Origin of the sequence: Mycobacterium sp. MS1601, from assembly GCF_001984215.1 — a bacterium.
Taxonomy (GTDB): Bacteria; Actinomycetota; Actinomycetes; order Mycobacteriales; family Mycobacteriaceae; genus Mycobacterium.
In genome coordinates, this window is sequence record NZ_CP019420.1 from 1,601,925 (window position 1) to 1,626,889 (window position 24,965).

The window sequence follows — 24,965 nt, forward strand, 5'->3', positions numbered from 1 at the left end:
GGAATTCTCATGGCAATCGAGACCATCAACCCGGCCACCGGCGAAACCGTGGAGACGTTCGAGGCGCATTCGGCCGAGGAAGTGCAGCGGCGGATCGCCCAGGCCTTCGATGCCTTCCACCAGCTCAAGAGCACCACCTACGCTCAGCGCGCCGCGTGGATGCACGCCACGGCCGAAATCCTGGAGGCCGACGTCGACAAAGCGGCGGAGATGATCACCCTCGAAATGGGCAAGCCGATCGGCCAGTCCCGCGCCGAAGTGCTCAAGTGCGCCAAGAACATGCGCTTCTACGCTGACAATGCCGAATCCTTCCTCGGCGCAGAAGGCCTGGCCGACCCGTCGTCGGTGAGCGCCTCGGAGGCCGGCACGGTGTGGCAGCCGCTGGGTGTGGTGCTGGCGGTGATGCCGTGGAACTACCCGCTGTGGCAGGTCATCCGGTTCGCCGCGCCTGCGCTGATGGCGGGCAACACCGGCCTGCTCAAGCACGCCTCCAACGTGCCCCGCAGCGCGCTGTACCTCGACGAGCTGTTCGAACGCGGCGGCTTCCCGGCCGGGTCGTTCCGCACGCTGCTCATCGGTTCGCGTGAGGTGGCCGCGGTGATCGAGGACAGCCGGGTCAAGGCCGTCACCCTCACCGGTTCCGAACCGGCGGGACGTTCGGTGGCCGCAACCGCCGGCAATGTCATCAAGAAGGCGGTGCTGGAACTCGGCGGCTCCGACCCGTTCATCGTCATGCCCAGCGCCGACCTGGAAGCCGCGGCTACCACCGCGGTGAAGGCCCGCGTCTCCAACAACGGCCAATCCTGCATCGCCGGAAAGCGATTCATCGTGCACGCGGAGGTGTATGACGAGTTCGTGGACAAGTTCGTGGCGAAGATGAACGCTCTCAAGGTCGGCGATCCGATGGACGAAGCCACCGATGTGGGCCCGTTGGCCACCGAATCCGGCCGAACCGATGTCGCCGAACTGGTGGACGACGCCGTGGTCAAGGGAGCGCAAGTACTCGCCGGCGGGAGTGCCCCGGATCGCGGCGGCTGGTACTACAACCCGACCGTGCTGGCCGGCCTGACCGACGACATGCGGATCGTCATGGAGGAGACGTTCGGTCCGGTGGCCTCGGTCTACAAGGTGGCCGATCGTGACGAAGCGGTGCAGGTGGCCAACCAGACCACCTTCGGGCTGAGCTCCTCGGTGTGGAGTGACGAAGCCGAAGAACAGGATTGGTTCATCGGGGCGCTGGACGCCGGCGCGGTGTTCCTCAACGGAATGACGGTGTCCTATCCCGAGCTGCCCTTCGGCGGTATCAAGGACTCCGGTTACGGCCGTGAGCTGGCCGCAGCCGGCATCCGCGAGTTCTGCAACCTCAAGACGGTCTGGAAGGCCTGACATGTCTCGCATCAGCTACGTGCGGCCGGAGCACGTCACCGACCCGGAACTCGCCGAGATCCTGGACCAGTCCCGGCGGTTCGGCACACCACGGCTGGAGAGCCAGGCCATCCGCGCGCACGTGCCTGCGGTGTTGCGGACATTCACCGCGTCCTGGCAGCAGACCTTTCGAGACGGCGTGCTGGACCACTCGGTCAAGGAGCTGGCGCGGGTGTTCATCGCCAAGAGCCTGGACTGCGGGTACTGCGCCGGGCAGCGCTCGCATCTGGGCGCCGAAGCCGGTTTGACCGAGCGGGAGTTCGACGAGGTGATCGAGTTCCGGGACTCGACCGTGCTCGGCGACCGGGAGAAGGCCGCGCTGCGGTGGGCAGAGGCCATCGCCTGGGATCCGGGACTGGCCGACGACGAACTGTGGGCCGATCTGCATGCCCATTTCACCGAGCCCGAACTCGTCGAGCTCGGCTACTTCATCGCCCTGACCATGGGTCAGCAGAAGTTCCTCAAGACCCTGGACCTGCGCCACGGTGACCTCGGTACCGATAGCCTGGCCGGGCTGGCGCCGGAGGTCGCTGCGGCGTTGCGGAGTTGAGCCGACGTCCGGTGTTATCCAGGCTCGGTGCGGCGTTCCGCCAGCGCAGCCAGACGGCGCAGGCATTCGCGGTTGCGCGGCCACGCGGCAGCCAGGGCGATCTTGCGCGGCACCAGATTCAGCGGTCCACCCAGTGGCACCTCGGACATGTCGACCACACATCCGCCATCCGCGGTGTCCGACAGCCGCAACGACACCCGCGCCGCGAAGGCCGGACGCCCCTTGGCCAGTAGCACCAACTCGCTGACCGGAACGCACACCTCCACTTCGGTTTCATCGTCGAGGGCCAGCGGCCACACGCCGATCGTGTGGTGGATCTTCGACCCCGGCACCGGCCACGCCGGGTCGACAGCACGCATTCGGCTGTTCCCGACCACCCACTGTGAGTAGGTCCAGCCGTCGGCCATCACATCCCACACTGCACGTCGCGAGGCGGTGGTCTGGCATCGGACCGCGAGCGCGTCGTCAAACTCTCGTGCTGTGTTCACGCGGGCCGGATACCCCTCATCCGGCCGCCGAATCGAGCCGGACCCACCGGGTTCGTCTGGCCCGAACCCGAGGAGTGGTACCCAGGGCCTCCGCCGCAGGACAGGAGCCGCCGGTGCGCGAGCAGCGGGCCTGCGGCAGTCCAACGTAAAGTGCGGCGCCCCGGTGAGGGGCGCCGCACTTCCGTCTGCGGGCGAGGGGTCCCGCTGGATCAAGAGCGCGAGCTAGTATTCGTTGGCGACGAAGAGTTCCTGGGCGGGGAACTTCGTCAGGATCACCGGGCCGTCGTCGGTGACCACCACCTCCTCCTCGATCCGTGCGGCCGAGGTCCCGTCAGAGGCCGGGCAATAGGTCTCCATCGCAAACACCATGCCCGCCTGAATCTCCAACGGATTCTCCAACGAGTTCAACCGCGAAATGATCGGCCGCTCATGCAACCCCAGGCCCAGGCCATGAGCGAACTGCAACCCGAACGCCGCCATCTCATTCTCGAACCCGAAATCCTGCGCCTTGGGCAGCAACCGGGCGATCTGATCCGACCCCACCCCCGGACGGATCGCGTCGATGGAACGATCCATCCACTCCCTGGCCGTCTTGTAGGCATCACGCTGGCTCTGCGTGGCCGACCCCACTCCGAACGTCCGGTAATAACACGTCCGGTACCCGTTGTAGGAATGGATGATGTCGAAAAACGCCTGATCTCCCGGGCGGATGATCCGATCGGTGAAGTTGTGCGGGTGCGGATTACACCGCTCACCGGAGATGGCGTTGACGGCCTCCACCTGATCGGAGCCCAACTCGTAGAGTCGCTTGTTGGCCAGTGCCACGATCTCGTTCTCGCGCACACCGGGTTTCAACACATCCACGATGTCCTGATACACCCCGTCGACCATGGCCGCGGCCTGGTTGAGCAACATGATCTCGTCCTGGGATTTGATCACCCGCGCGTCGAGCATCGACTGCTGGGCATCCACCACCGACAGACCCTGACGCTGCATCTCGAACAGAAACGGCGGCTCCACGATGTCCATACCCACCGGCTCACCGGCCACCCCGGCCTCGACCAACAGTGCCTTGATCTCGGTGACCGCATCGCGCATCAACCCGGCCTCAGGAGCCACCGCACCGCGGAAGCCCAGGAACCCGGCCCGCCAGTTCTCCTGCGGCAACCACGGGCTGTAGAGCTTGTGATGACGCACCGCCGACCCGAAGTCCCACAGAATGGGTTCCCGGTCGCGGGTCAGCAGGCAATAGCGAATCATCTTGTCGCCCAATGCCCCACCGATCCACGTCTGCGTGGTGTACCGGATGTTGTAGAAGTCGAACAGCAGGAACGCACCACAGCCAGAGGCCTCCAGCGCCGCCTTGGCCCGCCCGATCCGGTAATCGCGCAACCGCGCGAAATCCACCCGCTCCTCGTAGTCCACACCCATGTGCCCAGGAGCGCCCAGCGGACGCAGCGTCACCGGAGGAGCCTTGGGCTCATGCAGAGCCGTCATGACTGGTGCACCGGCGGCGTCAGTCCGTCGTCGACCGTCACGTTCTCGGGTGAGAGTTCGATGCCCGCGCCACGGGCCACCTCCAGTAGCAGTGTTGCGAAGTCTTCCTCCACACCGACACCGGCACCGGCGGCCTGTGCGACGATCTGCCTGGTGGCCGAGGCGATCGGCATGGGCGACTTCAATACGTTCGCCGCCTCCAGACCGAGGTCGAAGTCCTTCTGCAGCAACCCCATCGTGAACGTCGGGGAGAAGTCCAGGTTGACGAAGGCCGGAGACTTGTACTTGGTGAACGTCGATCCCATCACCGAATCGTTGAGGAACTCCAGGAAGTCGGCACGGCTGACACCGCCCTTCTCCACCAGCACCGTAATCTCGGCCAGACATTGTGTCACCACACCGAGCATCAGGTTGTGGGCGATCTTCACCAGCCGCGCCACCTCACCTTCACCCACGTAGGTGACACCGCGGCCGAACACCTCCAGCACCGGGCGCACCGACTCGAACACCTCACGCGGCCCCGACACGGCCACCGTGAGCTTCCCTGCCGCAATCACTTTCGGGTTGCCGCTGACCGGGGTGGCCAGGAAGTCGCAGCCGCGGGAGTTGGCGGCCTCGCGGATCTTCGCACTCGCCTCGGCCGACACGGTCGATGAATCGGCGATCACCCGCGGCGACACCTCACCGGTGAGCAGACCACCCTCACCGAGCATCACCTGCTCCAGATCCTTCGACGAGGACACCATCGCGAACACCAGATCACGATCAGCCAGATCCACCGGCTGGGTCACCACCTTGGCGCCCTTTTCCGCCAGCGCAGCAGCTTTGGAGGCGGTCCGGTTGTACACCGTCACGTCATAGCCGGCGTCCAGCAACCGCGTCACGAGCTGGGCACCCATCCGGCCTGCGCCGATCCAGCCGATCTTGAGGTTTGTGGCAGACATGTTCAGTTCCTTTTCTTTCTTAGGCGGTTGCCGGGGTGTCGGACGTGCTGGGTGCATGCACCGCACCACCGAAGTAGAGATCTGCGATCTCGGGATTGGACAGAACGGACTGCGCCGGGCCGGTCAGGAGCACCCGACCGCTTTCCATGACGATGCCGCTGGAGGCCATGCGCAGGCCGAACCGGACGTTCTGTTCGACCATCAGGATGGCTTTGCCGCGCGCCCGCATGATGGCGACTGCTTCATCGATCACGGTGAGAGACTTGGGATCCAGGCCCAGCGATGGCTCGTCGAGAAGGACAAGCTTGGGATCGAGCATCAGCGAGCGGGCGAACTCCACCATGCGGCGCTGGCCGCCGGAGAGGTTGCCGCAGCGGACGCCGGTCTTGTCCTTCACCAGTGGGAACATGTCGAGCACCTGGTCGTAGCGCTGTTTGACCAGGGAGCGCTGCCTGCGGATGACGTAGGCGCCCATCAGGATGTTCTCCTTGACGGTTAGCGTCGGGAACAACCCGTTGCTCTGCGGTACCTGGGTGACACCGCATTCCAGCACCTGGTCGGGCGCCAGGCCCGTGATGTTCTTGCCATCCAGCGTGATCTTGCCTGCGCTGGGTTTGAGGATGCCGCTGACCGCGCGCAGCACGGTGGACTTCCCGGCGCCGTTCGGGCCGACGATACAGCCGAGCTCGCCCGGCCCCACCTCGAGATCGACACCTTGCAGGACGTTGCCGCCGCCGTAGCCGGCGACCACACCTTCGAGCTTGATCATGAGCGATTCCCTTCAGAGACAGAGACCTTGGACGGTGCCTCGAGCAGGTAGTCGTCACCCAGGTAGGCGTCGAGCACCAACGGGTCCTTCTGGATCTGTTCCGGGCTTCCTTCGGCGATCACCGCACCACGGGCCAGAACCCGGATCGGGTTGCACAGCCCCACCACGAACGGCATGTTGTGTTCGACCAACAGGAACGTCTTGCCGCCTGCGTTGAGTTCGCGGATCAGGTCACCCATGCGTTCGATCAGCGTGGGGTTGATACCACCGGCCGGCTCGTCGAGCAGGATCAGCTTCGGATCGAGCATCAGGACCTGGGCCAGTTCGACCAGCTTCTGCTGGCCGTAGGACAGTGCCCCGGCGCGGGCGTCCCGGTAGGCCGTCATGCCGACGAACTCCAGGAGTTCCTCTGCGCGACGGGCTTCCGAGCCGCTGACAGCACCGAGGCCGAGCTGCGGCACCGAGAAATTGCGCAGCGGGGCGACGACGTTCTCCAGCACGGTCATCTCCCGGAACAACCGGGTGATCTGGAACGTCCGGCCCAGCCCGTGGTGGGCACGCGACCACGGCGAGATGTTGTCGATGCGCTGGCCGTCCAGCAGGATCTCGCCCTTGTCCGGGGTCATGACGCCCGAGATCAGGTTGAACACCGTGGTCTTGCCGGAGCCGTTGGGCCCGATGAGCGCGGTGATGGACCCTTCGGGAACGGTGAAGCTGCAGTCGTTGACGGCGTGGTTGCCCCCGAAGCTCTTGTGCAGCCCCTTGACTTCCAGCAGCGTCTTGCCGGTGGGCTCGGGTCTGCGGATCTCGGTACGCACCAAAGGGCGGTCCAGCGGGTTGAGCCGCGCGCCGGACAGGCCAACGGTGCCCTTGGTTCTGGCCTTCTCGATCAGCAAGGCCACGGTCGGCAGGATGCCCTTGGGCAGCAGGATCACCAGCAGCACCAGCAACCCGCCGAAGAGCACCAGGCGGGCGTTGCCGCCGCCGAAAGCCTGGTTGGCGTAGATGTTGACGGGCTGGATGATGAAGGCGCCCAACACCGGACCCCACAGGGTTCCGCGTCCGCCGAGAATGACCGCCAGCACGATCAGCGCACTGGTGATGATGGAGAACATGCCGATCGGGTCGACGAAGGACAGGTAGTAGCCGTACACCGAGCCGGCCATGCCGACGAACAGCGCCGAGAGCCCGAAGGCCAGCAGCTTGTAGACGGGCGCGTTGACACCGATGGTGCCGGCCTTGCCCTCGTCCTCACGGATGGCGATCAAGCCCATGCCGAACTTGGTGCGCCGGATCCACCACGTCATCAGCACCGAGGCAGCCAGCAGTGCGACGAGGATCAGGTGGAAGGGCCAGTTACCCCAGGCTTCGGGCCAATCCGGCAGCGGCAGAGTCAGTCCCGCGGTTCCGTTGGTGACCGATACCCACTCGATGGCGACGAACTGGATGAGGAACAAAAACGCCACGGTGATGATGACGAACGCGGGACCACGCGACCGGTAGGTCACCAGGCCGAGCAGCATCGCGATCAGTGCGGCGACCACGCCGGCCAGCGGAACCCAGACCAGTGGTTCGATGTCGGGAAACCGGTTGGCCATGATGGCGCCGACGTAGGCGCCGATGCCGATGAACGCACCCTGGCTCAGCGACAGGTAGCCGGTGAAACCCGTGATGACGTTCAGGCCGCTGGCGCCGATGGCCAGCACCAGCGACAGGATGACGATGTTCTGTGCAGACATGCTGGGCGACAACGGGAACAGCAGGATCACCACTGCTGCGACGGTGAGCACCGCGCGGGTGGCCCATTTGTGCAGCTTCGGATCGAGCAGTTTGGACTTCGTATCTGAAGTCGTGGTGTCTGAGGTCATGCCACGGCGTCCTCTCTGAGTCGGGTGCCCAGGAGCCCCTGCGGACGCGTGATCAGTACGACGATGATGACCAGGAACGGCACGGCTACGGGCCAGGCGGCGCCGACGTAGGCCGTGGCCGCCATCTCTCCGATGCCGATCACCAACGCGCCCAGTACGGCACCGGGCAGGCTGCCGAGACCACCGAGCACGACGATCGCGAGAAGCCTTGCGATCCACTGGTAGTGGGTGCCAGGCAGGAACGGATAGATGGTCGAGAGCATCGCTCCGCCCGCGCCCAGAGTGGCCACGCCGATAGCGAAGGTGAGCGCGGCGATGGTGGCAACGCTCACCCCCACCAGCAGGGCGCCGCCTTCGTTCGACGAGGCGGCCCGGATGGCACGGCCCGTCCAGGTGTGGTTGAGCAACAGGTACAGCCCGCCCATCACCGCGACCGCGATGACCGCGGCGATGAGCATGGCCTGTGGCACGTAGATGGATCCCAGTGACAGCGATGCGTCGGTGTAGGACACCACCACGGTGGACGAGGTGTTGCCCCAGATGAAGCCCATGATTCCCTCGAGCATCAACGCAATCCCGAAGGTGGCCAACACCGTCATCGTGACGTGTGCGCCGCGGACGTGGCGGATCACCAGAACATAAACCAGCCAACCGAATCCGAACATGATTACCATGACGATCGGGATGGACAGCAGCGGATCGAGGCCGAGCTGGCGCCACAGGGTGAAGGTGAGGAACGCCGCGAGCACGGCGAACGCGCCGTGGGCGAGGTTGATCACCCGCATGACCCCGAAGATCAGGGTCAGGCCCGAAGCCATCAGCGCGTACAGCGCGCCGACGAGCAGGCCCAGGATGAGCGTTTGGACGAGGGAACCCATGAGATCAGATGTCCCCGCCGCGCCAGCGGAAGATGCTCTGCGACGTGGCGACATCGGTGGGCAGCACCACCTGGGATACCCCGGCCTGCCACTGTCCGACCAGGAAGTCACCCTTGGGGCTGCCATCGGAGTTCCAGCTCAGCGAACCCAGAAGAGTGTCGACGCTGTTGCCGCGCAACCATTCTGCCAGAGCTGCCTGGTCATCGATAGACCCCACGGCCTCGACCGCCGCGGCGAGCACCTGTCCGGCGGCGAAGCCGTCGGCAGCGTCCTCGGGCGGGCTCTGACCGAACTTCTCCTCGAAGCGCTTGACGAACTCGGCGTTCTGCTTGGTGTCCGACAGGGGGCTGTAGCTCGACGAGAAGAACACACCCTCGGCGTTGTCGGCGCCGACGGCATCCAGGTACTGCTGGCCGTAGGTGGGCGAGCTGCTCTGGTACAGGATCTCCGGCTGGTAGTTCGCACGGTTCATCGAGCGGATCATGTTGACCCCGTCCTCGAATTGGGCGCCCTGGACCACGATCTCGGCTCCGGCATCACGCATGGCGTTGACCACGGAGTCGAAGTTCTTGGTGGTGGCGGGGTACTGGTCCTTGTAGACGGTCTGGATTCCGGCCGCCGAGAGGATCTTCTCGGCGCCCTCGACCACCGGGCCGGCGAACGGATCGTCCAGCGTCGGATAGGCGGCGGTCTTGGGGCGCTGCTCCGGCGGCAGGGCCGCGATCCACTCGGCGAAGACCTTGGCCTGGTTGGTGGCGATGGCCTGCTGCGAGAAGAAGATGTAGGAGAACCCGCGGTTGAACATGTCCGGCGAGCCGCAGGACGGGCAGACGAACAGCATCTTGTTCTTCTCGGCAATGGCCGAGGCGGGGATGTTCAGCAGGGAGGACTGGCTGCCGAGCAGCAGATTCACCTTGTCCTGCGAGATCAGGTTGTTGTAGTTGGAGACCGCTGTCTCCTGCTGGGTGGCATCGTCCTTGATGACGATCTCCACCTGCTTGCCGAGCAGACCGCCGGCCTCGTTCGTCATCTCGACCCAAGTCTCGTACCCACGCTGGGTGTCGAGACCGCCCTGGCTGAATTCGCCGGTCAGCGGCAGTGAGGCGCCGATCTTGATGGTCTCACTGTCACCGGCGTTGTCCGCCGTGCAGCCTGTGGCTGCGAGCCCGATCGCGGCGGCCGCCGCGATCGCGCGAAATGCAGTGGTGATGCGCATGTCCAACCTCTCTGTCAGACCGATTGCCCCAACGAGCTCAAATGTTGTGTGGCTCACTTGCAATCGATTGCAGTGAATCGTCACACAGCACCGATACGGGTGTCAACACTTTTGCATGTGTCGGATCGTTCGACGCTTCCAGGGATCGGACGCACCGCCTATAGTCACCCGCAATCGATTGCACAAGCAATCAACCGGCCGTGACATCGGAGTGCACATGACTGTCCCAGGGACCATGCCGAAGCCACACACATGATCCTCATCGTCGCCGCGTTCGTAGCGATGGTCGACCGGTCGGCAATGCCGCCACTGGTACCGGTGATCGCCGACGACCTGGGCACCAGCCTGGAAGCAATCGGCCAGTCGCTGACGGTGTACGCAGTCTGCTATGCCGCATTCCAGTTGCTGTGGAGCACACTGGCGGCCCGGTTCGGCCGGGTGCGGATACTCGTCGTCTCCACGACGCTCGGCGGACTGGCCAACGTGGCAACAGCATTCACCTACGACGCGCTCAGCTACAGCGTGGCCCGCGGCGTGGCAGCTGCCATGTTCTCGGCCACCATCACGACAGTGCTCATCTACTACGGCGACACCCTGACGGTGAAACAGCGTGCGGTGGCCACCGCCAATCTCGCCGCGGCCATCGCGCTGGGCCTGGCGGCGGGCACCCTCGCAGCCGGGGCCATCACCCAGTGGTTCGGCTGGCGCTGGGTGTACGTGGTGATCGCGGCGCTCTCTTTTGCGCTGGCCGCGGTGCTGCCCCGCCTTGCCGAGACCGTCGGCGACACCCGAGAGCGGCTGATCCCGTCACTGCGCCGCCTGGCCGCCAACCGCTGGGCCGTCACCGTCCTGGTGTTCACCGTGGTCGAGGGCGCGCTGCTGGTCGGGGTGTTCAACTACCTGGCGGTGGCACTGCAGGCGACGGGCACGGGGGTGCTGGCCGCCGGAGCGGCGACAGCCGCGTTCGGAGCCGCGGTGGTGGTGATCAGTCAGTTGATGAAGTTCATCCTGGGCCGCTGGCCGGCCTGGGTGCTGATCCTGATCGCCGGGGTTGCCACCATCGGTGCCTACGTCGCTGTGGCACTGTCGATCTCCTTCACCACGGTGCTCACGGCGGCCATTCTGCTGGGCCTGGCCTGGGCGGCCGGGCACACCACGATGCAGACCTGGATGACCGATGCCGCCGCCGACAGCCGGCCCATCGGGATGTCCTTGTTTTCCATCGCGCTGTTCGTCGGGGCCTCCCTTGGCGCGGCGGCCGGTAACGTCGCCGCAGGCCACCAGGGTTTCGAGGTACTGTTCACCGTCGCGGCCGTGGTGGCGGTGGCCTACACAGCCGCGACCAGCACAGCCCGCGCCCGCTACGTGGAGAAGGAATAGGCCTCGGCGATGTCGTCGAGTTCCGGCATCGGCAGGAAGCGGCGGCGCAAGTCCACGAGCGTGGCCACCGCAGCCGGGTCCACACCACCGTCGGCGATCAGCCCCCGCAGCGGATCACACAGCACCGCGACATGGGCCGACGGGTCTGCCAGACCGAGCAGCCGTGCCGCGGATTCGGTTGCCTGCGCGGTCAGTTCACCCGAGACGATGGCACCCGCCGTGTCGGTGAGAGCCGCGGCCAGGCGCAGCACCGCGGCCGCCCCCGGCGCCTGACGCATTCGCGCCATGACGGTACCCAGGTAGGGCCCTAGCTGGGCGACATCAGCCAACAACACACATCCGTCCGCCTGGGCCGCTAGCTCGTTTCCGGCGTTGAGCACGGTGACGTCACAACCGCCGGTGTGCAATGCCCTGGCCCGCTTGGGGGTCGATCCGAGTGCCACGATCTCGAACTCCTCGCGGGCGCTCCCCTGCGCCTCCAGCAGCGCGTATGCGACGAAGGCGAAGCCCGAGTTCGGGACGTCGACGCCCAGGCGCCCACCCGCCAGCTCGTCGACGTCGGAGGCGCCGGGGCGGGCCGCGAGGCACAGCCCGAGTCCGCGGTCCAGCCCGGCGACGATCTCGACATCGAGCAACTCGCCCAACGGATTCGCCGGCAGGAAGCGGTAGGCCAGCACGTTGTCGGGACTGGTGAAGACGGCGTCGTACTCACCGTCGCGCAACGCTGCGAACTGCGCGGGTGACGAGGGGACGGGTCGGTCGGTCACCTCGAGGTCGACGGCCGCCAGGCGGCCGGTGGAACGAGCGACATCGAGAAGAACCGACGGGCTGAACACGCCGAGAGTGAGGTGATCCATGGCCTGCAATCGATTGTGAGAACCGGACGGCTGGAGCTTACCCGGTCAAAGCAGTTCGCGGCCAAGATCTTCCAGCATCACGATGGCGGCATTGCGGCCCGGCCCGCCAGTCACCGATCCGCCGGGGTACGTCGTGGCACCCGTCTGGTACAGCCCGGGGATCGGCGTGCGGTGAGCGGCCCATCCCGGTGCGGGGCGTTGCGGGCCGGAAAACGTGATCCCCCGGTCCCCGCCGTGCCAGGCGCCGTTGACCATGGCCGGATTGGACTCCTCGAACTCCCGGGGCCCCTTGACATATTCGGCGAGTACGACGTCATCGGTGAACGACGGGCACATCCACCGCGTGAGTTTCTTCAGTTCGACCGCCCGCCTCGCCATCACGTCGGCGTACTCGCGCCCGGGCGGCATGACGTGCCCGACCGCGTGGAGCAGCTTGACCGTGTGATGCCCGGCCACCGGGACCCGGCTGGGGTCCACCAGCGTGGGCGTGGCGACCAGCAGAAAGCCGATCCGGTCCTGCCAGTCACCGTCATAGGCGATCCTGGCGTGATCCAGCACGTCCTGCGGCCAGCCCGCGTACCCGGCGGACACCGCGGAGACCGGCCCGTCCGGCGTCTCGAACACCGGGGGCGCCGTGGTGCCCAGGTACACCGCAAAGCCGGCCGCGCCCGGGTCATAGGTGGAGACGCCGTAACGCCATGCCTGGTCCCAGCTTCCAGCAGGAGCCATCTCGGTGAGCCTCTTGACGTGGATCGTCGACAGCACGGCCACCTCTGCGCGGAACTCGCGGCCGTCATCGGCGCGGACACCGACACACCGTCCGTCCTCGAGAATCAGCGAGTCCACCATCACGTCGGTTTCGATTCGCCCGCCATGGGATTCCAAACAACGCACCAGCGCATCGGTCAGCTGGCCGGACCCGCCCAACGGAATCGACCACCCCTTCTCCTGCCGCCCGCCGATGATCGAATACGCCAACGGTCCGGTGCCGGCAGCATCCGGTCGCACAAAAGTCTGATACGCCTGCCAGAGCATGTAGGACCGGATGTAGCGGTTCTCGAACTCGTGCCGGATCACCTCCCACGACGACATCACCCGGCGCCGCTTCCAGACGTTACCCATCGGGTGGTCATCGAGCATCCGGTCCAGACTCGGGCCGCGGCCCAGCGGGCTGAACTGGGCGCGGTTGAAAAGGTGTGACACGTCCCGCCATTCGGCGATCAAGCGGCGATAGGCGGTGGCGTCGGCTTTCGAGAACCGGCTGATCGACTCGACCGTGCGCTCCAGGTCGAGCCAGTGCGTGAACTGGGTACCGTCCGGAAACACCACGTGTGCAACGGGATCCGGATGCGCGTACCGAAGGCCGTGGTCGGCCAGCAGCCCCAGTTCGTCATCGACCATCAGCGGGTTGCCCTGGATCAGGGTGTGGCCGGTGGAACACGAGTCCACCAGATAGCCCGGAGCAAGCATCTCCTCGGTGGCCGCTCCACCGCCGGGGATGCGGCGGGCGTCGACGGCCAGCACGCGGTAGCCGGCCCTGGCGAGGTAGCACGCGGTGATCAGGCTGTTGTGGCCGGCGCCCGCGACGACGATGTCTGTGGTCATGAACTGATCGCAACACCGGCGATCCATCGCGTCCAACGAATGTTTGCGATCTGTCCAATCGACATCACAGATGATTCAATGTCGGCATGGAGCTTCGCCAGCTCGAACATTTTGCGGCCGTGGCCGCCGAGCGCAACTTCACGCGCGCCGCCCAGCGGGTGCATGTTGTGCAATCGGCCCTGTCGGCGTCGGTGGCGAAACTGGAGAAGGAACTGGGCATAGCGCTGATCGACCGGTCCCGACGTCAGATCACACTGACCCCCGCCGGCGAGGCGTTTCTCGACCAGACCTACGAGGTGCTGTCGGCAGCCAAACGCGCCAGGAGCACCGCCGCGGGCTACCGGGGCCAACTGGCGGGAACGGTGAAGGTCGGCACCCTGATGTCCTCTGGCGCACTGGATCTCCCCGCGGCTCTCGGGCGCTTCCATCGCCGCCACCCCCTGGTGAACGTGAGGTTGCGCCAGGGCACATCCGGCTCCGCGGGCCACGTCGCCGACGTTGCCGACGGAAACCTGGATCTTGCACTGGTTTCCACACCGGGCATGCCGACACCCCTTGTCGACATCCGGGAACTCGGTCGCGAACCCATGACCTTCGTGTGCTCACCCGAGCACCCGCTGGCCGACAGAACACGAATTCGCCTCACCGATCTCGTGGGCCAGCAGCTGATCCAGTTCGCCACGGGCTGGGGCGTGCGCCGGGTGCTCGATCAGGCGCTGGCCGCGTCGGGACTCGAAGTCACAACCGCCTACGAAGTCGCGGACTACGCCACAGCCGCCGGTCTGGCGCGCCACCGCCTGGGTGTGACCATCCTCCCCGCCCCCGAGGCACGCAGATTCCCGGATCTGTGCCAGATCCTGTTGAGTCCCGTCGTGACGTGGACGCTGTGCCTCGCGTCGGCTCCGGCCAGACATCTCAGTCAGGCCGCGGCCAGTCTGGCAGAAGAACTGATCAAAGAGGCAGAGGCTACTGCGCTTCTGCCGGCGCAGGACCGGTAGACCCCCGCACCACCAACGTCACCGGCAACGTCAGCGTCGCACCATCCTGGCCGCCACTTTCGATGCCCCGCAACAACAATCGCGCCGACTCAGCCCCAATATCACGCAGCGGCATGTGCACGGTGGTCAGCGGCGGCCAGAAGTCCTCGGCGAACGGCATGTCGTTGAATCCGACCACTGAGACGTCTTCCGGGCACCGCAGCCCCTCGGCACGCAGGCGCCGGATCAGCCCCAACGCCACCAGGTCATTGCCCGCCATCAACGCAGTCGGATGAATATCGTTGTGCGTCAACAGAAGTTCAGCGGCCTGGAAGCCGGCTTCGATGGTCAGCGCGTCGGCATAGATGGTCTCGTGCTCCACCCCCGCCGCGGTGGCCGCGGCTTCGAACGCCTCGGCCCGCGAGCGGGTGGTGGAGAAATTGAGGGGTCCGGCGGCATGCACGATGCGGCGGTGCCCCAACTCCACCAGGTGCGCCACAGCCAACTCGATACCGCGCGCGTTGTCTCCACCGACCAGCGGGAAGCCACCGATGCCGGAACCCCGGTTCACCAGTACCACTGGCACTCCGGCGGCCGCTGCCTCGTCGACCACCGGCTGGTCGTCGAGGCGACCCGTTGCCAGGATGAAGCCATCGACCCGGCGTTGCAGCAACGACTCGAACACCGAGATCTCCACGTCGTCATGGGAATCGGTGTTGGCGATCAGCACGGTGTAGCCCTGCGCCTGCAGCACATGCTCGATACCGCGGATGATGGGCGGAAAAATCGGGTTCATCAGGTCGGGGATGATGACCCCGATGGTCATCGACTTGCTGGTGCGCAACCCACGCGCCATCGCGTTGGGAACGTAACCGAGCTGCCGCGCCGCCTTCTTGACCCGTTTGAGGGTCTCGACATTCACCTGGTCCCGGGTTTGGGCGTTGAGTGCGCGAGACACCGTCGCTTTGTGGACCTCGGCCAAACGTGCCACATCGTCGATGGTCACCCGTCGCGGCATACTCTCCCCTCCCTCCAGAGGAGTCAGAGTACCGCCGCGCCGACATCCCCATGCAATCGTTCGCAGATGGATGCATTCCGCGTCGCGCTCTCCCCCCTCGTACCTCGGGGCTCGTCGACCGGCTCCGACACCAGGCCGGCCCTCTCTCCCCCCTCGTACCTCGGGGCTCGTCGACCGGCTCCGACACCAGGCCGGCCCTCTCTCCCCCCTCGTACCTCGGGGCTCGTCGACCGGCCCCGACACCAGGCCGGCCCTCTCTCCCCCCTCGTGCCTCGGGGCTCGTCGACCGGCCTACGCTCGTCAACCATGACGGTCCACCGCCTGCAGCCCTATACCACCACGGTGTTCGCCGAGATGTCGGCACTGGCTGCGCGGATCGGCGCAGTCAACCTGGGTCAGGGGTTTCCCGACGAAGACGGACCGGCAAGCATGTTGAAGTCCGCCCAAAACGCGATCGCCGACGGGGTGAACCAGTACCCACCAGGCCCAGGCATCCCCATGCTGCGGCAGGCGGTCACGCGACAACGCAAGCGCAAGTACCACGTCGAGTACGACCCCGACTCCGAGGTGCTCATCACCGTGGGAGCCACCGAGGCCATCGCCGCCGCCATCATCGGCCTGGTTGAGCCCGGCTCCGAGGTACTGCTGATCGAGCCGTTCTATGACTCCTACTCCCCCGTGGTGGCCATGGCCGGATGCCACCGCGTCACCGCACCACTGGTACCCGACGGCCGCGGATTCGCCCTGGATCTCGACGCTTTGCGCGCGGCAGTGACACCGCGGACCAAGGCGCTGATCATCAACTCGCCGCACAACCCCACCGGACTGGTCCTCCACGACGAGGAGTTGAAGGCCGTCGCGCAGATCGCCGTGGACGCCGACCTGCTGGTGATCACCGACGAGGTCTACGAGCACCTGGTCTTCGACGCGCGCGAGCATCGGCCCCTGGCCGCCTATCCCGGGATGGCCGAGCGCACCCTCACCATCTCGAGTGCCGCCAAGATGTTCAATGCCACCGGCTGGAAGATCGGCTGGGTCTGCGGGCCGGCCGATCTCATCGCCGGCGTCCGGGCGGCCAAACAGTTCCTCACCTATGTCGGTGGTGCGCCGTTCCAGCCTGCGGTGGCACATGCGCTGGACAACGAGGACATCTGGGTGGATGCCTTACGGGATTCCTTGCAGGACAAGCGAACCAGGCTTTCGACGGCGTTGGCGGACATCGGTTTCGACATGCACACCAGTGCGGGGACCTACTTCGTGTGCGCCGACGCCCGGCCGCTGGGTTACCAGGACAGCACGGCGTTCTGCGCTGAACTTCCCCACCGGGCCGGAGTGGCGGCCATTCCGCTGTCGGCGTTCTGCGACCCGAAAGGACCCTACGCCGCGCAGTGGAATCACCTGGTGCGCTTCGCCTTCTGCAAGAAGGACGCCACCTTGGACGAGGCGATCAGACGGCTACAGATCCTGCGCCGCTGACAGCCTGCACCTCACACGAAGATCAACCAGGCGATCAACGGCACCACACCGATCATCAGGATCGCCCACAGCAGCAGTGCCTTGAAGAAAGTCCGCTCATCCTCCGAAGTGGCACTGGCCATCAGCAACGCGCCAGTGGTGGACATCGGACTGACGTCCACCACCGACGAGCTGATCGAGATGGCGGTGATGACACCCAGCGGGGACAGGCTGGGATCCATGGCGATCGAGCCGATCAGCGGACTGACGACACCGAGAGTTCCTGTCGTGGAAGCGAAAGCTGAGATCACCCCGACGACGTAGCTGGCAATCAGGGCGGTCAACGACGGGTTCTCGATGCTGGAGATTCCGGACTGCAAGTGCTCCAACGCACCGATTTCTTCCATAACACCGATGTAGGTCACGATGCCGGTGACCAACAGGATGGCCGACCACGGCATGCTGTCGATGGCTTGCTTCTGGACGCCAGGCTGGAAGACGATCAGCACCAGCGCAAGGATCAGCGATGCCACACCCACATCGATGCCCAGCACGGTCGTCAGGATGAGCAGCGCCACGAGCGCAGCCAGAGTCAGCAGCCGCACGGGAGTGACGGCCACCGCCACGGCCGACGTCGACTCCACGACCGTATCTGGTTTGACCGCGGTAGCCGTGCCCACTGAACCTGCGCCGTCCGGTTCCGCACCGGTCCTGTCAGGTTCGGGTGCGGTGGCTCCATAAGTCCGCGTCTCGAGATCGCGTCGGTCCTTGCGCCGCTTCAGCAGCGTCTGCACCGCGAGGTAGGCAAGAACGGCCAGTACTGCGTTGAACAGGAAGCAGTAGATGTAGAGCAGCCCCGAATCACCGGCGGCGCCGGCGTCGGCCAGCATCTGGTTGGACAGCACACCGAAGGGGTTCACCGGTGAGAACGCACCGGCATTGGCACCCTGGACGATCACCAATCCCATTGCCAGCGTGCTGATCCCGAAGCGTTTGGCCAATCCCAGCGCGACCGGGGCCACGATGGCGACCGCGGCCGGGGTGAACGCACCCGCCGAACACAGCGCGGCGGTGAGCAGGAACATCATCACCGGAATCAGGTGCCTGCGTCCCCCTGCCGCTCGCTCGGCCCAGTACGCCAGCAGGTCGATGGTGCCGTTGACACGCATGATGCCGAACAGCAGCGTGGCACCGACGAGGATGAAGAACAGCCCGCTCGGGAATTGTGCGATGACATCTTTTGTCGGCAATCCGAAAACCAGGATGCCCATGATGAAGGCCGACACCGTGGCGATCAGGCCGGCGTTGATGGGGGTGAAGGAGCCGATGGCGAAGGCCGCAACCAACACTCCGAAGGCGAGCAGCGACATCGTCATCGCGACACCTGTCCTCCGACCTGGACCGCGGTCAGCGCGCCGGCCAGGAGCTTGCCCGCGCCGCTGATCCGCGGCTCGTGGCCCAGAGCTGCGAGGATCTCGGATGCGGTCGCTGTCGCCGCGGTGATCACCGGGACACCCAGTTCGTCTTCGGCGGCCTGCACCGCAGGCAGTGACGGCATCTGAACGCAGGCCGACAGCACCACCGCGTCCACGCCGTCACGCAACAGATCGCGCGCAATGGCGGGCAGTCCGCTCGGGTCGAGCCGGCCGACTGCCAGGTTGTCCGATACCTCCAGGCTCACAGCGTCCACGACCTCGATGCCGGTCGCGGCGATGTAGTCACGCACCATCTGGGTGAGCGGCTTCATGTAGGGCGTCACCATCGCGATCCTGCCGAATCCGTGCGCGTGCAAGGTGCGCACCAGCGCACCTGCGCTGCTCGTCACCGCCGCGGGGTGCCCGGTGGCCGCGGCTGCGCGTTCGATCACCGATTCGGACTCGACGTGCGCCGACGGCCCCTGTGCCATCACCGCAACCAGACAGGCGTAGGCGATCACGTCAACGTCGGCATCTGCGACCGCGGCCGCGCAGTCGGCGGCCTTTCCGACCATGGCCAACAGTTCTTCGCGGTTGACGTTTTTCATGCCGGCGCGTGCCGAATGGAACGTGTAGCGGTGCCCGGTTGCCGCGGTCTGCCGCGCGAACAGCTCCGGCAGTTCGGTTTCCATCGTCGTGTTGGAGCTGGGCACGATCAGGCCGATCCGCGAAAGTCCAGCTGGTTTGGGGGAATCGCAGCTGATTCCCGTCGTGACGTCGTTCATGTTCTCCCTCGTAGTGCCGATTCAGCGGCACCGGTCGCATAAATTGGGTTTAGAACCCACAAAGTGGGATGGGATCGGAACCCATGATGCGGGCTGACGCGGGGAGAGTCAACTGGATCACGTCAAGAGGAAGAGGTGTCGACGCGCACAAACCTGCGCGGACGCCAGACCGCGCTACAAAAACGCTGGTGGAGACCGGTGACTACAACTCGTGGCCGAGGGCGGCACTAGCCGTACGGGCGGCCTCCATCACCAGAGGCGCCAACCGAGGCACATCGTCTTCGGTGACCCGCTGAGTCGGAAACCCGAGGCCCAAAGCTCCGGCCAGCCGACCCTGATGGTCGAACACCGGGGCGCTGATGGACCCCACACCCTCGTGCCTCTCTCCGAACGCTGCGCAGAAACCCTGTTCCCGGGTGCGCGCCACCTGTGCGTCGATCTCGGCGAAGGACCCTGGCGTGTACTCGGTGAACTTCACCAAATCGGAGTTCTCCAGCGCAGTCGGCGCGGCCGGGTCGAACGCAAGGAACACCTTGCCGGGCGCACCGGCATGCAGTGGCATCACCTGACCCACGATGAACGGCCGGATCACCACGTGGCGCGTCTCGGCGACCGCGACGATGGTTCGGAATGCCCCGTCGCGCACATAGAAGCACGCCGTCTCACCGGTCAGATCGCGCAACTCCTGGAGCACCGGCTTGACCAACCGCACGACATCCAAGCCGACGGTGCCCGCAGCGGCCCACCGCACCAGCCCCAGACCGACGCGGTAGTGGTCGCCATCCCGATCGAGGAACCCTTCGCGCACCATGTTCTGCACCAGCCGCTGGCACGTGCTCGACGGCAGGCCGGTCATACGGGTGATCTCCTGCAGGGTGGGCTCGGGGGCATCTATCGAGAAACAATTCAGGATGTCTGCGACTTTGCGCAGCACCAGCGTCGGAGCGGCCTTACCGGCGTCGTCCACCGTCACCCTGCCCTCGCCCCCGAATAATCACCACACCAGCTGTCGAAACCTTGGTGATTATAGGGAAGTGGCGACCGCCGCCGGATCAGACCGCGATGGACTCGCCGGATCTGAAGCCCCGGAGCACATCTGCCGACAGCAATCCGTGGGAGACGGCGCTGGACGTGCACGAAGCCCGGTTGGCCGCACCGAGTTTCACCGATGCGCTCTCCAGGTGATGCCCGGCGGTACGGGCACTGATGAACAGGTGGGCGGCAATCTGCGGGTTGGTCAGCCCACATACCGCCAAGGTGAGCGCGTCCAGTTCCCGCGGCGTGATGCCCATCGGCAGCGCGGCTCGCGTCACCAACAACACCGCCCCCAGACTGTCATCACGGAAGCGCTTGGAGGTGCCGATACGGCGGATGTGCAGCCAGGACGTGCCGTCATGATGGCGCAGCACCTCCGGCTTGACGGCCGGCCCCGCCGCCAGGAAGGCGACAGCCAACTCACTGACCAGCAGCGGGTCCAGCGGCGAGTCGAAGGAGTCGCCACCCCGCAGCAAGTGTGTCCGCCCGAAATCGTCCACGGCCCAGGCCTGGGCATCCGGCGCCACCAGCTCGGCGACCATCCGCGGGCGCAACGAGAAGTCCAGCTGCTCGGCCATCTGCACACGCAGCGCGTTGATCTCGGCCACATCGTCATCGCTGGGATATCGCGGGTCGTCACAGTTGACGTGGATGGTGCCCACATAGGTGCCGTCGGTGGTGACCAGGCGGGCGGACAGGCCTTCGTCGAACCCGGCCGGGCGGAACACGTTGTTGACCGAGTAGCCCTGGCGGTAGTCCGGGAAGTCGCGCCAGCGCAACGCACCCAGCCCTCGCACCCGCATTGTCTCGAAAAGGGGGTCGTTCTCCACGAACCAGCTGTTGAAGTGGTCCATCACGGGTTCGGGATAGTCGTGGTTGGCAACGCCGACGTGCCGGCGCTGAATCGGATCCCACAGGCAGATGGCCGAGGCCGACGATTGGGCACGGGCAGCCAGCGCCCCCAGCAGATCATGGGCACGGGTCTCGATGCTGCTGGAGCTGCCCAGCACTTCACCGTAGATCCCAGCCACCACGCCATCATCAGCAGCCGGTGTTTCCGGTATGTTTCACGGCGACTGCGCGGGGGAAACGGTTGCCGGCAAATGGGAGATTCCTCCCATGGACCCTCCGGCCTGGCATTTCTACGCTCGTCACCCATGAACAGGACATTCCGTGTCACCGCCGCCCTGCTGGCGACCACCACCGTGCTGGCCGCATGCGGTAGTCGCGCCAGCGATGAACCCGTAGCAGCTGCCGAAGGCTGCGTCGACACCTCCGGGCCCGAGGTCACCATCGGCGCCATCAACTCGCTGTCCGGCGGTCTCGCCGTCAGCGAGTCCGTCATCCACGACGCCATCGTGATGGCCGTCGACGAGATCAACGCAGACGGCGGGGTGCTGGGCAAGCAGCTGGACCTGCTGTCCGAGGACGGCGCCTCCGACCCGACCGTGTTCGCCGAAAAAGCCAACAAGCTGGTCAACAGCGACTGTGCCGCAGCAGTTTTCGGCGGTTACACCTCTGCAAGCCGCAAGGCGATGCTGCCGGTGTTCGAGGACGCCAACGCGCTGCTGTACTACGGCCAGCAGTACGAGGGTCTGGAATCGTCGCCCAACATCTACTACACGGGCGCCACCACCAACCAGCAGATCATCCCGTCGCTGGACTACCTCAAGGAACAGGGCGTCAAGTCGCTGTACCTGGTCGGCAGTGACTACGTGTTCCCGCGCACCTCCAACGCCATCGTCAAGGCCTACGCAGCGGCCAATGGCATGGAGATCAAGGGTGAGGACTACGCGCCGCTGGACAGCACCAACTTCGCCACCATCGTCAACAAGATCCGCACCGCCGACGCCGATGCCATCTTCAATGTCGTGGTCGGAGCATCCCTGACGTCGTTCTTCCGCGAGTACAACAGCGCGGGCCTGACCGCGGAGACCATGCCGGTGATGTCGATGTGCGTCGGCGAAGAGGAAGTCAAGAGCATCGGCGCCGACACCCTGGTGGGACAGCTGTCGTCGTGGAACTACTACGAGACCCTCGACACCCCGGCCAATCAGAAGTTCGTCGCCGACTTCAAGGCCAAGTACGGCCCCGACCGGGTGACCTCTGATCCCATGGAGTCCGCCTACACCGCGGTGTACCTGTGGAAAGCCGCTGTGGAGAAGGCGGATTCGTTCAAGGTGGCCGACATCCAGGCAGCGTCCGGCGGCGTCACCATCGACGCACCCGAAGGCTCGGTGACCATCGACGGCGAGAATCACCACGTCACCAAAACCGCTCGCATCGGCGTCGTCGCACCGAGCGGTTTGATCGACCAGGTGTGGGAATCGCCCGAACCCATCACCCCGGATCCCTTCCTGAAGAGCTACCCCTGGGCCGAAGGAATCACCGGCTGATGCACCTGACTCCCAAGGACGAGGACCGCCTGTTGCTGTTCCTGGCCGCTGAACTGGCGCGCAAGCGCAGGGCGGCCGGGCTGGCACTCACCTACCCCGAAGCTCGGGCCCTGATCGCCGACGAGGTGGTGGAGGCCGCCCGCGCCGGCGCGTCGGTGGCCGACGCGGCCGCTCATGGCGCTCAGATCCTCACCGAAGACGACGTGCTTGCCGGTGTCGCCGTCTTGATGGGCTCGGTGCAGGTGGAGGCGTTCTTCGACGACGGACAGAAGCTGGTGACCGTACATGACGCCATCCGGCCTGGATCCGGTTCCGCGACAGTACAACCCGGTGAGATTCTACCTGAAGAGGGTGAAATCGAGCTGAACGCCGGACGGCCCGGTGTCACGGTGACCGTGGTCAATACCGGCGACCGGCCGATCCAGGTGGGCTCTCATTTCCACTTCTTCGAGGCCAACCGCGCGCTGCGGTTCGACAGAGCCCTTGCCTTCGGCAAGCGTCTGGACATCCCGTCCGGCACTGCGGTGCGGTTCGAATCGGGTGAGACACAGGAGGTGTTGTTGACGACATACGGAGGTGAGCGGGTGGTCATCGGGCAGAACTGCATGACCAACGGATCCACCACCGGCTCCCCCGAGCCTCATCTGACCGCGCTCCTGCAGGCGGGCTACCTGAACCAGGAGAGTTAGATGGCATACCGCATCAGCCGAGCCCGTTACGCCGAACTGTTCGGCCCCACCACCGGTGACCGGGTGCGCCTGGCCGACACCGAACTGCTGGCCCGCGTCGAGCACGATCACACCGTCTACGGCGACGAGGCCGTGTTCGGCGGCGGCAAGACCATGCGTGAGGGCATGGCTGTGCACGGTGACATCACCAACGCCGAGGGAGCGCTGGACTTCGTCATCACCAACGTCCTGATCATCGACGCGGTGCTGGGAATCCGAAAGGCCGACATCGGTATTCGTGACGGAAAGATCGCCGGAGTCGGCAAGGCCGGAAACCCGCGCACCATGGACGGTGTGGATCCCGGAATGGTGATCGGCGCGGGCACCGACATCCGGGCCGGTGAAGGGATGATCGCCACCGCGGGCGCCATCGACGTGCACGTGCATTTCGACAGCGCCGGCCTGGTCGAAGAGGCCATCTCCAGTGGCGTCACCACCATGATCGGCGGCGGCCTCGGCCCCGTGACGGTGGGGATCACCTCCTCGGGTCCCAACAATCTGGCGCGGATGCTCACTGCGGCAGAGGCATTCCCGATGAACTTCGGGTTCATCGCCAACGGCAGTTCGTCGAGCACCGCACCGCTGATCGAGCAGGGGCTGGCCGGCGCCATCGGCTACAAGATCCACGAGGACTGGGGCGCCACCCCTGCTGCCATCAAAGCGTCCCTGGATGCCGGCGACGAGCTGGATCTGCAGGTGCAGATCCACACGGATACGTTGAACGAATCCGGATTCTTCGAAGACACCATGCGAGCCATCGGCGGCCGCGCCATCCACACCTATCACGCCGAAGGCGCCGGCGGCGGGCACGCCCCCGACATCATGCGGGTGGTCGGTGAATCGTATTGCCTTCCGTCATCGACGAATCCGACGAACCCCTACACGTTGAACACCTTCGACGAGCACCTCGACATGGTGATGGTGTGCCACCACCTCAACCCGAGGATCCCCGAGGATGTCGCCTTCGCCGAGTCCCGGATCCGGCGTGAGACCATCGCCGCCGAAGATGTGCTGCATGATCTGGGGGCCATCTCTGCGATGGGGTCGGACTCCCAGGGCATGGGTCGAATCGGTGAGACAATCGCCAGGACATGGCAATTGGCTTCCCATATGCGCGCCACCCGCGGTGCACTACCGGCTGACGACGGCACCGGATCCGACAATGCCCGCATTCTGCGTTATGTCGCCAAGTTGACCATCAACCCGGCCAAGTTGTTCGGGATCGATCATGTGGTGGGCTCACTGGAACCCGGCAAGCTCGCCGATATCGTGCTGTGGGAACCGAAGTTCTTCGGCATCCGGCCTGAGGTGGTGTTCAAGGGCGGGTTCCCGGCGTGGTCGGTGATGGGTGAAGCCAACGCTTCGCTGATGACGTGCGAGCCGTTGAAGTACCGGCCGCAGTGGGCCGCGTTCGGCAAGACACCCGCGGATGTGTCGGTGAACTTCGTGGCCGCAGCAGCCGAATCGTCGGATCTGGCTGCCCGGCTGGGTCTGGCTACCCCTCTGGTGGGGTGTCACGGTTCGCGGTCACTGACCAAAGCCGATCTGCTGCACAACGATTACCTGCCGGCCATCACCATCGACCCCGACACCTATCGCGTGGAGGTCGACGGCCAGGTGTGCGACAGCGTGCCCATGCAGTCGGTGCCGCTGGGCCGGCGCTACTCGATCAAGTAGGA

General features: G+C 65.6%; 22 protein-coding genes. 8 read left to right on the forward strand and 14 right to left on the reverse strand.

Going from position 1 to position 24,965, the window contains the following annotated elements:
* The first annotated feature begins 9 nt into the window (after nucleotides 1–9).
* Together BVC93_RS07835 and BVC93_RS07840 are read left to right on the forward strand one after the other, a co-directional pair.
* Complete coding sequence (locus BVC93_RS07835) at nucleotides 10–1,386, forward strand: NADP-dependent succinic semialdehyde dehydrogenase (RefSeq protein ID WP_083736674.1); 1,377 nt, start codon at nucleotides 10–12, stop codon at nucleotides 1,384–1,386.
* A gap of 1 nt (nucleotide 1,387) precedes the next feature.
* A complete protein-coding gene (locus BVC93_RS07840) occupies nucleotides 1,388–1,975 on the forward strand; it encodes a carboxymuconolactone decarboxylase family protein (RefSeq protein WP_083736675.1) in 588 nt (195 codons plus the stop codon).
* Nucleotides 1,976–1,989: 14 nt separating this feature from the next.
* Here the strand turns inward: BVC93_RS07840 and BVC93_RS07845 are convergent, their stop codons facing one another.
* From BVC93_RS07845 to BVC93_RS07875, 7 genes are all read right to left on the reverse strand, one after another.
* The gene (locus tag BVC93_RS07845) at nucleotides 1,990–2,382 is read right to left on the reverse strand and encodes an SRPBCC family protein (protein WP_236950420.1); all 393 of its coding nucleotides are present in this window, start codon (nucleotides 2,380–2,382) and stop codon (nucleotides 1,990–1,992) included.
* 303 nt (nucleotides 2,383–2,685) lie between these two features.
* Nucleotides 2,686–3,960 (reverse strand): M24 family metallopeptidase, encoded by a 1,275-nt coding sequence (locus tag BVC93_RS07850; RefSeq protein WP_083736677.1) that lies wholly within the window; start codon nucleotides 3,958–3,960, stop codon nucleotides 2,686–2,688.
* Nucleotides 3,957–4,904: an NAD(P)-dependent oxidoreductase gene (locus tag BVC93_RS07855; RefSeq protein WP_083736678.1), complete on the reverse strand. Its 948-nt coding sequence runs from the start codon at nucleotides 4,902–4,904 to the stop codon at nucleotides 3,957–3,959. The genes BVC93_RS07850 and BVC93_RS07855 overlap by 4 nt, the downstream gene beginning before the upstream one ends.
* 19 nt (nucleotides 4,905–4,923) lie before the next feature.
* On the reverse strand, nucleotides 4,924–5,673 hold the full coding sequence (locus BVC93_RS07860) for an ABC transporter ATP-binding protein (RefSeq protein WP_083736679.1): 750 nt from the start codon (nucleotides 5,671–5,673) through the stop codon (nucleotides 4,924–4,926).
* Complete coding sequence (locus tag BVC93_RS07865; protein ID WP_083736680.1) at nucleotides 5,670–7,541, reverse strand: branched-chain amino acid ABC transporter ATP-binding protein/permease; 1,872 nt, start codon at nucleotides 7,539–7,541, stop codon at nucleotides 5,670–5,672. Before BVC93_RS07865 ends, BVC93_RS07860 begins: the two co-directional genes overlap by 4 nt.
* Entirely contained in the window at nucleotides 7,538–8,419 is an 882-nt protein-coding gene (locus BVC93_RS07870; RefSeq protein WP_083736681.1) for a branched-chain amino acid ABC transporter permease, read from the reverse strand. Before BVC93_RS07870 ends, BVC93_RS07865 begins: the two co-directional genes overlap by 4 nt.
* A 4-nt stretch (nucleotides 8,420–8,423) precedes the next feature.
* A complete protein-coding gene (locus BVC93_RS07875; protein WP_083736682.1) occupies nucleotides 8,424–9,635 on the reverse strand; it encodes an amino acid ABC transporter substrate-binding protein in 1,212 nt (403 codons plus the stop codon).
* 252 nt (nucleotides 9,636–9,887) lie between these two features.
* Here BVC93_RS07875 and BVC93_RS07880 point away from each other — a divergent pair, with 252 nt between their 5' ends.
* Nucleotides 9,888–11,015 (forward strand): MFS transporter, encoded by a 1,128-nt coding sequence (locus BVC93_RS07880; RefSeq protein WP_083736683.1) that lies wholly within the window; start codon nucleotides 9,888–9,890, stop codon nucleotides 11,013–11,015.
* Here BVC93_RS07880 and BVC93_RS07885 read toward each other — a convergent pair.
* Both BVC93_RS07885 and BVC93_RS07890 read right to left on the reverse strand, forming a co-directional pair.
* Entirely contained in the window at nucleotides 10,997–11,872 is an 876-nt protein-coding gene (locus BVC93_RS07885) for a hypothetical protein (RefSeq protein WP_083736684.1), read from the reverse strand. The genes BVC93_RS07880 and BVC93_RS07885 overlap by 19 nt on opposite strands.
* Before the next feature lie 45 nt (nucleotides 11,873–11,917).
* The gene (locus tag BVC93_RS07890) at nucleotides 11,918–13,477 is read right to left on the reverse strand and encodes a phytoene desaturase family protein (protein WP_192860222.1); all 1,560 of its coding nucleotides are present in this window, start codon (nucleotides 13,475–13,477) and stop codon (nucleotides 11,918–11,920) included.
* 86 nt (nucleotides 13,478–13,563) lie between these two features.
* Between BVC93_RS07890 and BVC93_RS07895 the strand changes: the two genes are divergently transcribed.
* Nucleotides 13,564–14,475 (forward strand): LysR family transcriptional regulator, encoded by a 912-nt coding sequence (locus tag BVC93_RS07895; protein ID WP_083736686.1) that lies wholly within the window; start codon nucleotides 13,564–13,566, stop codon nucleotides 14,473–14,475.
* Here BVC93_RS07895 and BVC93_RS07900 read toward each other — a convergent pair.
* A complete protein-coding gene (locus tag BVC93_RS07900; protein ID WP_206780395.1) occupies nucleotides 14,444–15,460 on the reverse strand; it encodes a LacI family DNA-binding transcriptional regulator in 1,017 nt (338 codons plus the stop codon). The two genes, BVC93_RS07895 and BVC93_RS07900, sit on opposite strands and share 32 nt — an antisense overlap.
* Before the next feature lie 318 nt (nucleotides 15,461–15,778).
* Here BVC93_RS07900 and BVC93_RS07905 point away from each other — a divergent pair, with 318 nt between their 5' ends.
* On the forward strand, nucleotides 15,779–16,948 hold the full coding sequence (locus BVC93_RS07905) for a pyridoxal phosphate-dependent aminotransferase (RefSeq protein WP_083736688.1): 1,170 nt from the start codon (nucleotides 15,779–15,781) through the stop codon (nucleotides 16,946–16,948).
* Between the two features lie 11 nt (nucleotides 16,949–16,959).
* On the opposite strand, the gene BVC93_RS07910 is transcribed toward BVC93_RS07905, so the two are convergent.
* From BVC93_RS07910 to BVC93_RS07925, 4 genes are all read right to left on the reverse strand, one after another.
* Nucleotides 16,960–18,303: an SLC13 family permease gene (locus BVC93_RS07910; protein WP_083736689.1), complete on the reverse strand. Its 1,344-nt coding sequence runs from the start codon at nucleotides 18,301–18,303 to the stop codon at nucleotides 16,960–16,962.
* The gene (locus BVC93_RS07915) at nucleotides 18,300–19,127 is read right to left on the reverse strand and encodes a maleate cis-trans isomerase family protein (RefSeq protein ID WP_083736690.1); all 828 of its coding nucleotides are present in this window, start codon (nucleotides 19,125–19,127) and stop codon (nucleotides 18,300–18,302) included. Before BVC93_RS07915 ends, BVC93_RS07910 begins: the two co-directional genes overlap by 4 nt.
* A gap of 202 nt (nucleotides 19,128–19,329) precedes the next feature.
* A complete protein-coding gene (locus tag BVC93_RS07920; protein ID WP_083736691.1) occupies nucleotides 19,330–20,100 on the reverse strand; it encodes an IclR family transcriptional regulator in 771 nt (256 codons plus the stop codon).
* Between the two features lie 79 nt (nucleotides 20,101–20,179).
* The gene (locus BVC93_RS07925; protein WP_083740887.1) at nucleotides 20,180–21,193 is read right to left on the reverse strand and encodes a helix-turn-helix transcriptional regulator; all 1,014 of its coding nucleotides are present in this window, start codon (nucleotides 21,191–21,193) and stop codon (nucleotides 20,180–20,182) included.
* Nucleotides 21,194–21,319: 126 nt separating this feature from the next.
* Here BVC93_RS07925 and urtA point away from each other — a divergent pair, with 126 nt between their 5' ends.
* Genes urtA through ureC form a run of 3 tightly spaced genes read left to right on the forward strand, consistent with a single transcriptional unit; the run spans nucleotide 21,320 to nucleotide 24,963 of the window.
* Nucleotides 21,320–22,558: an urea ABC transporter substrate-binding protein gene (gene urtA / locus BVC93_RS07930; protein WP_083736692.1), complete on the forward strand. Its 1,239-nt coding sequence runs from the start codon at nucleotides 21,320–21,322 to the stop codon at nucleotides 22,556–22,558.
* Entirely contained in the window at nucleotides 22,558–23,247 is a 690-nt protein-coding gene (locus BVC93_RS07935; RefSeq protein ID WP_083736693.1) for an urease subunit beta, read from the forward strand. The genes urtA and BVC93_RS07935 overlap by 1 nt, the downstream gene beginning before the upstream one ends.
* Nucleotides 23,248–24,963 (forward strand): urease subunit alpha, encoded by a 1,716-nt coding sequence (gene ureC / locus BVC93_RS07940; protein WP_083736694.1) that lies wholly within the window; start codon nucleotides 23,248–23,250, stop codon nucleotides 24,961–24,963.
* Nucleotides 24,964–24,965: the final 2 nt, after the last annotated feature.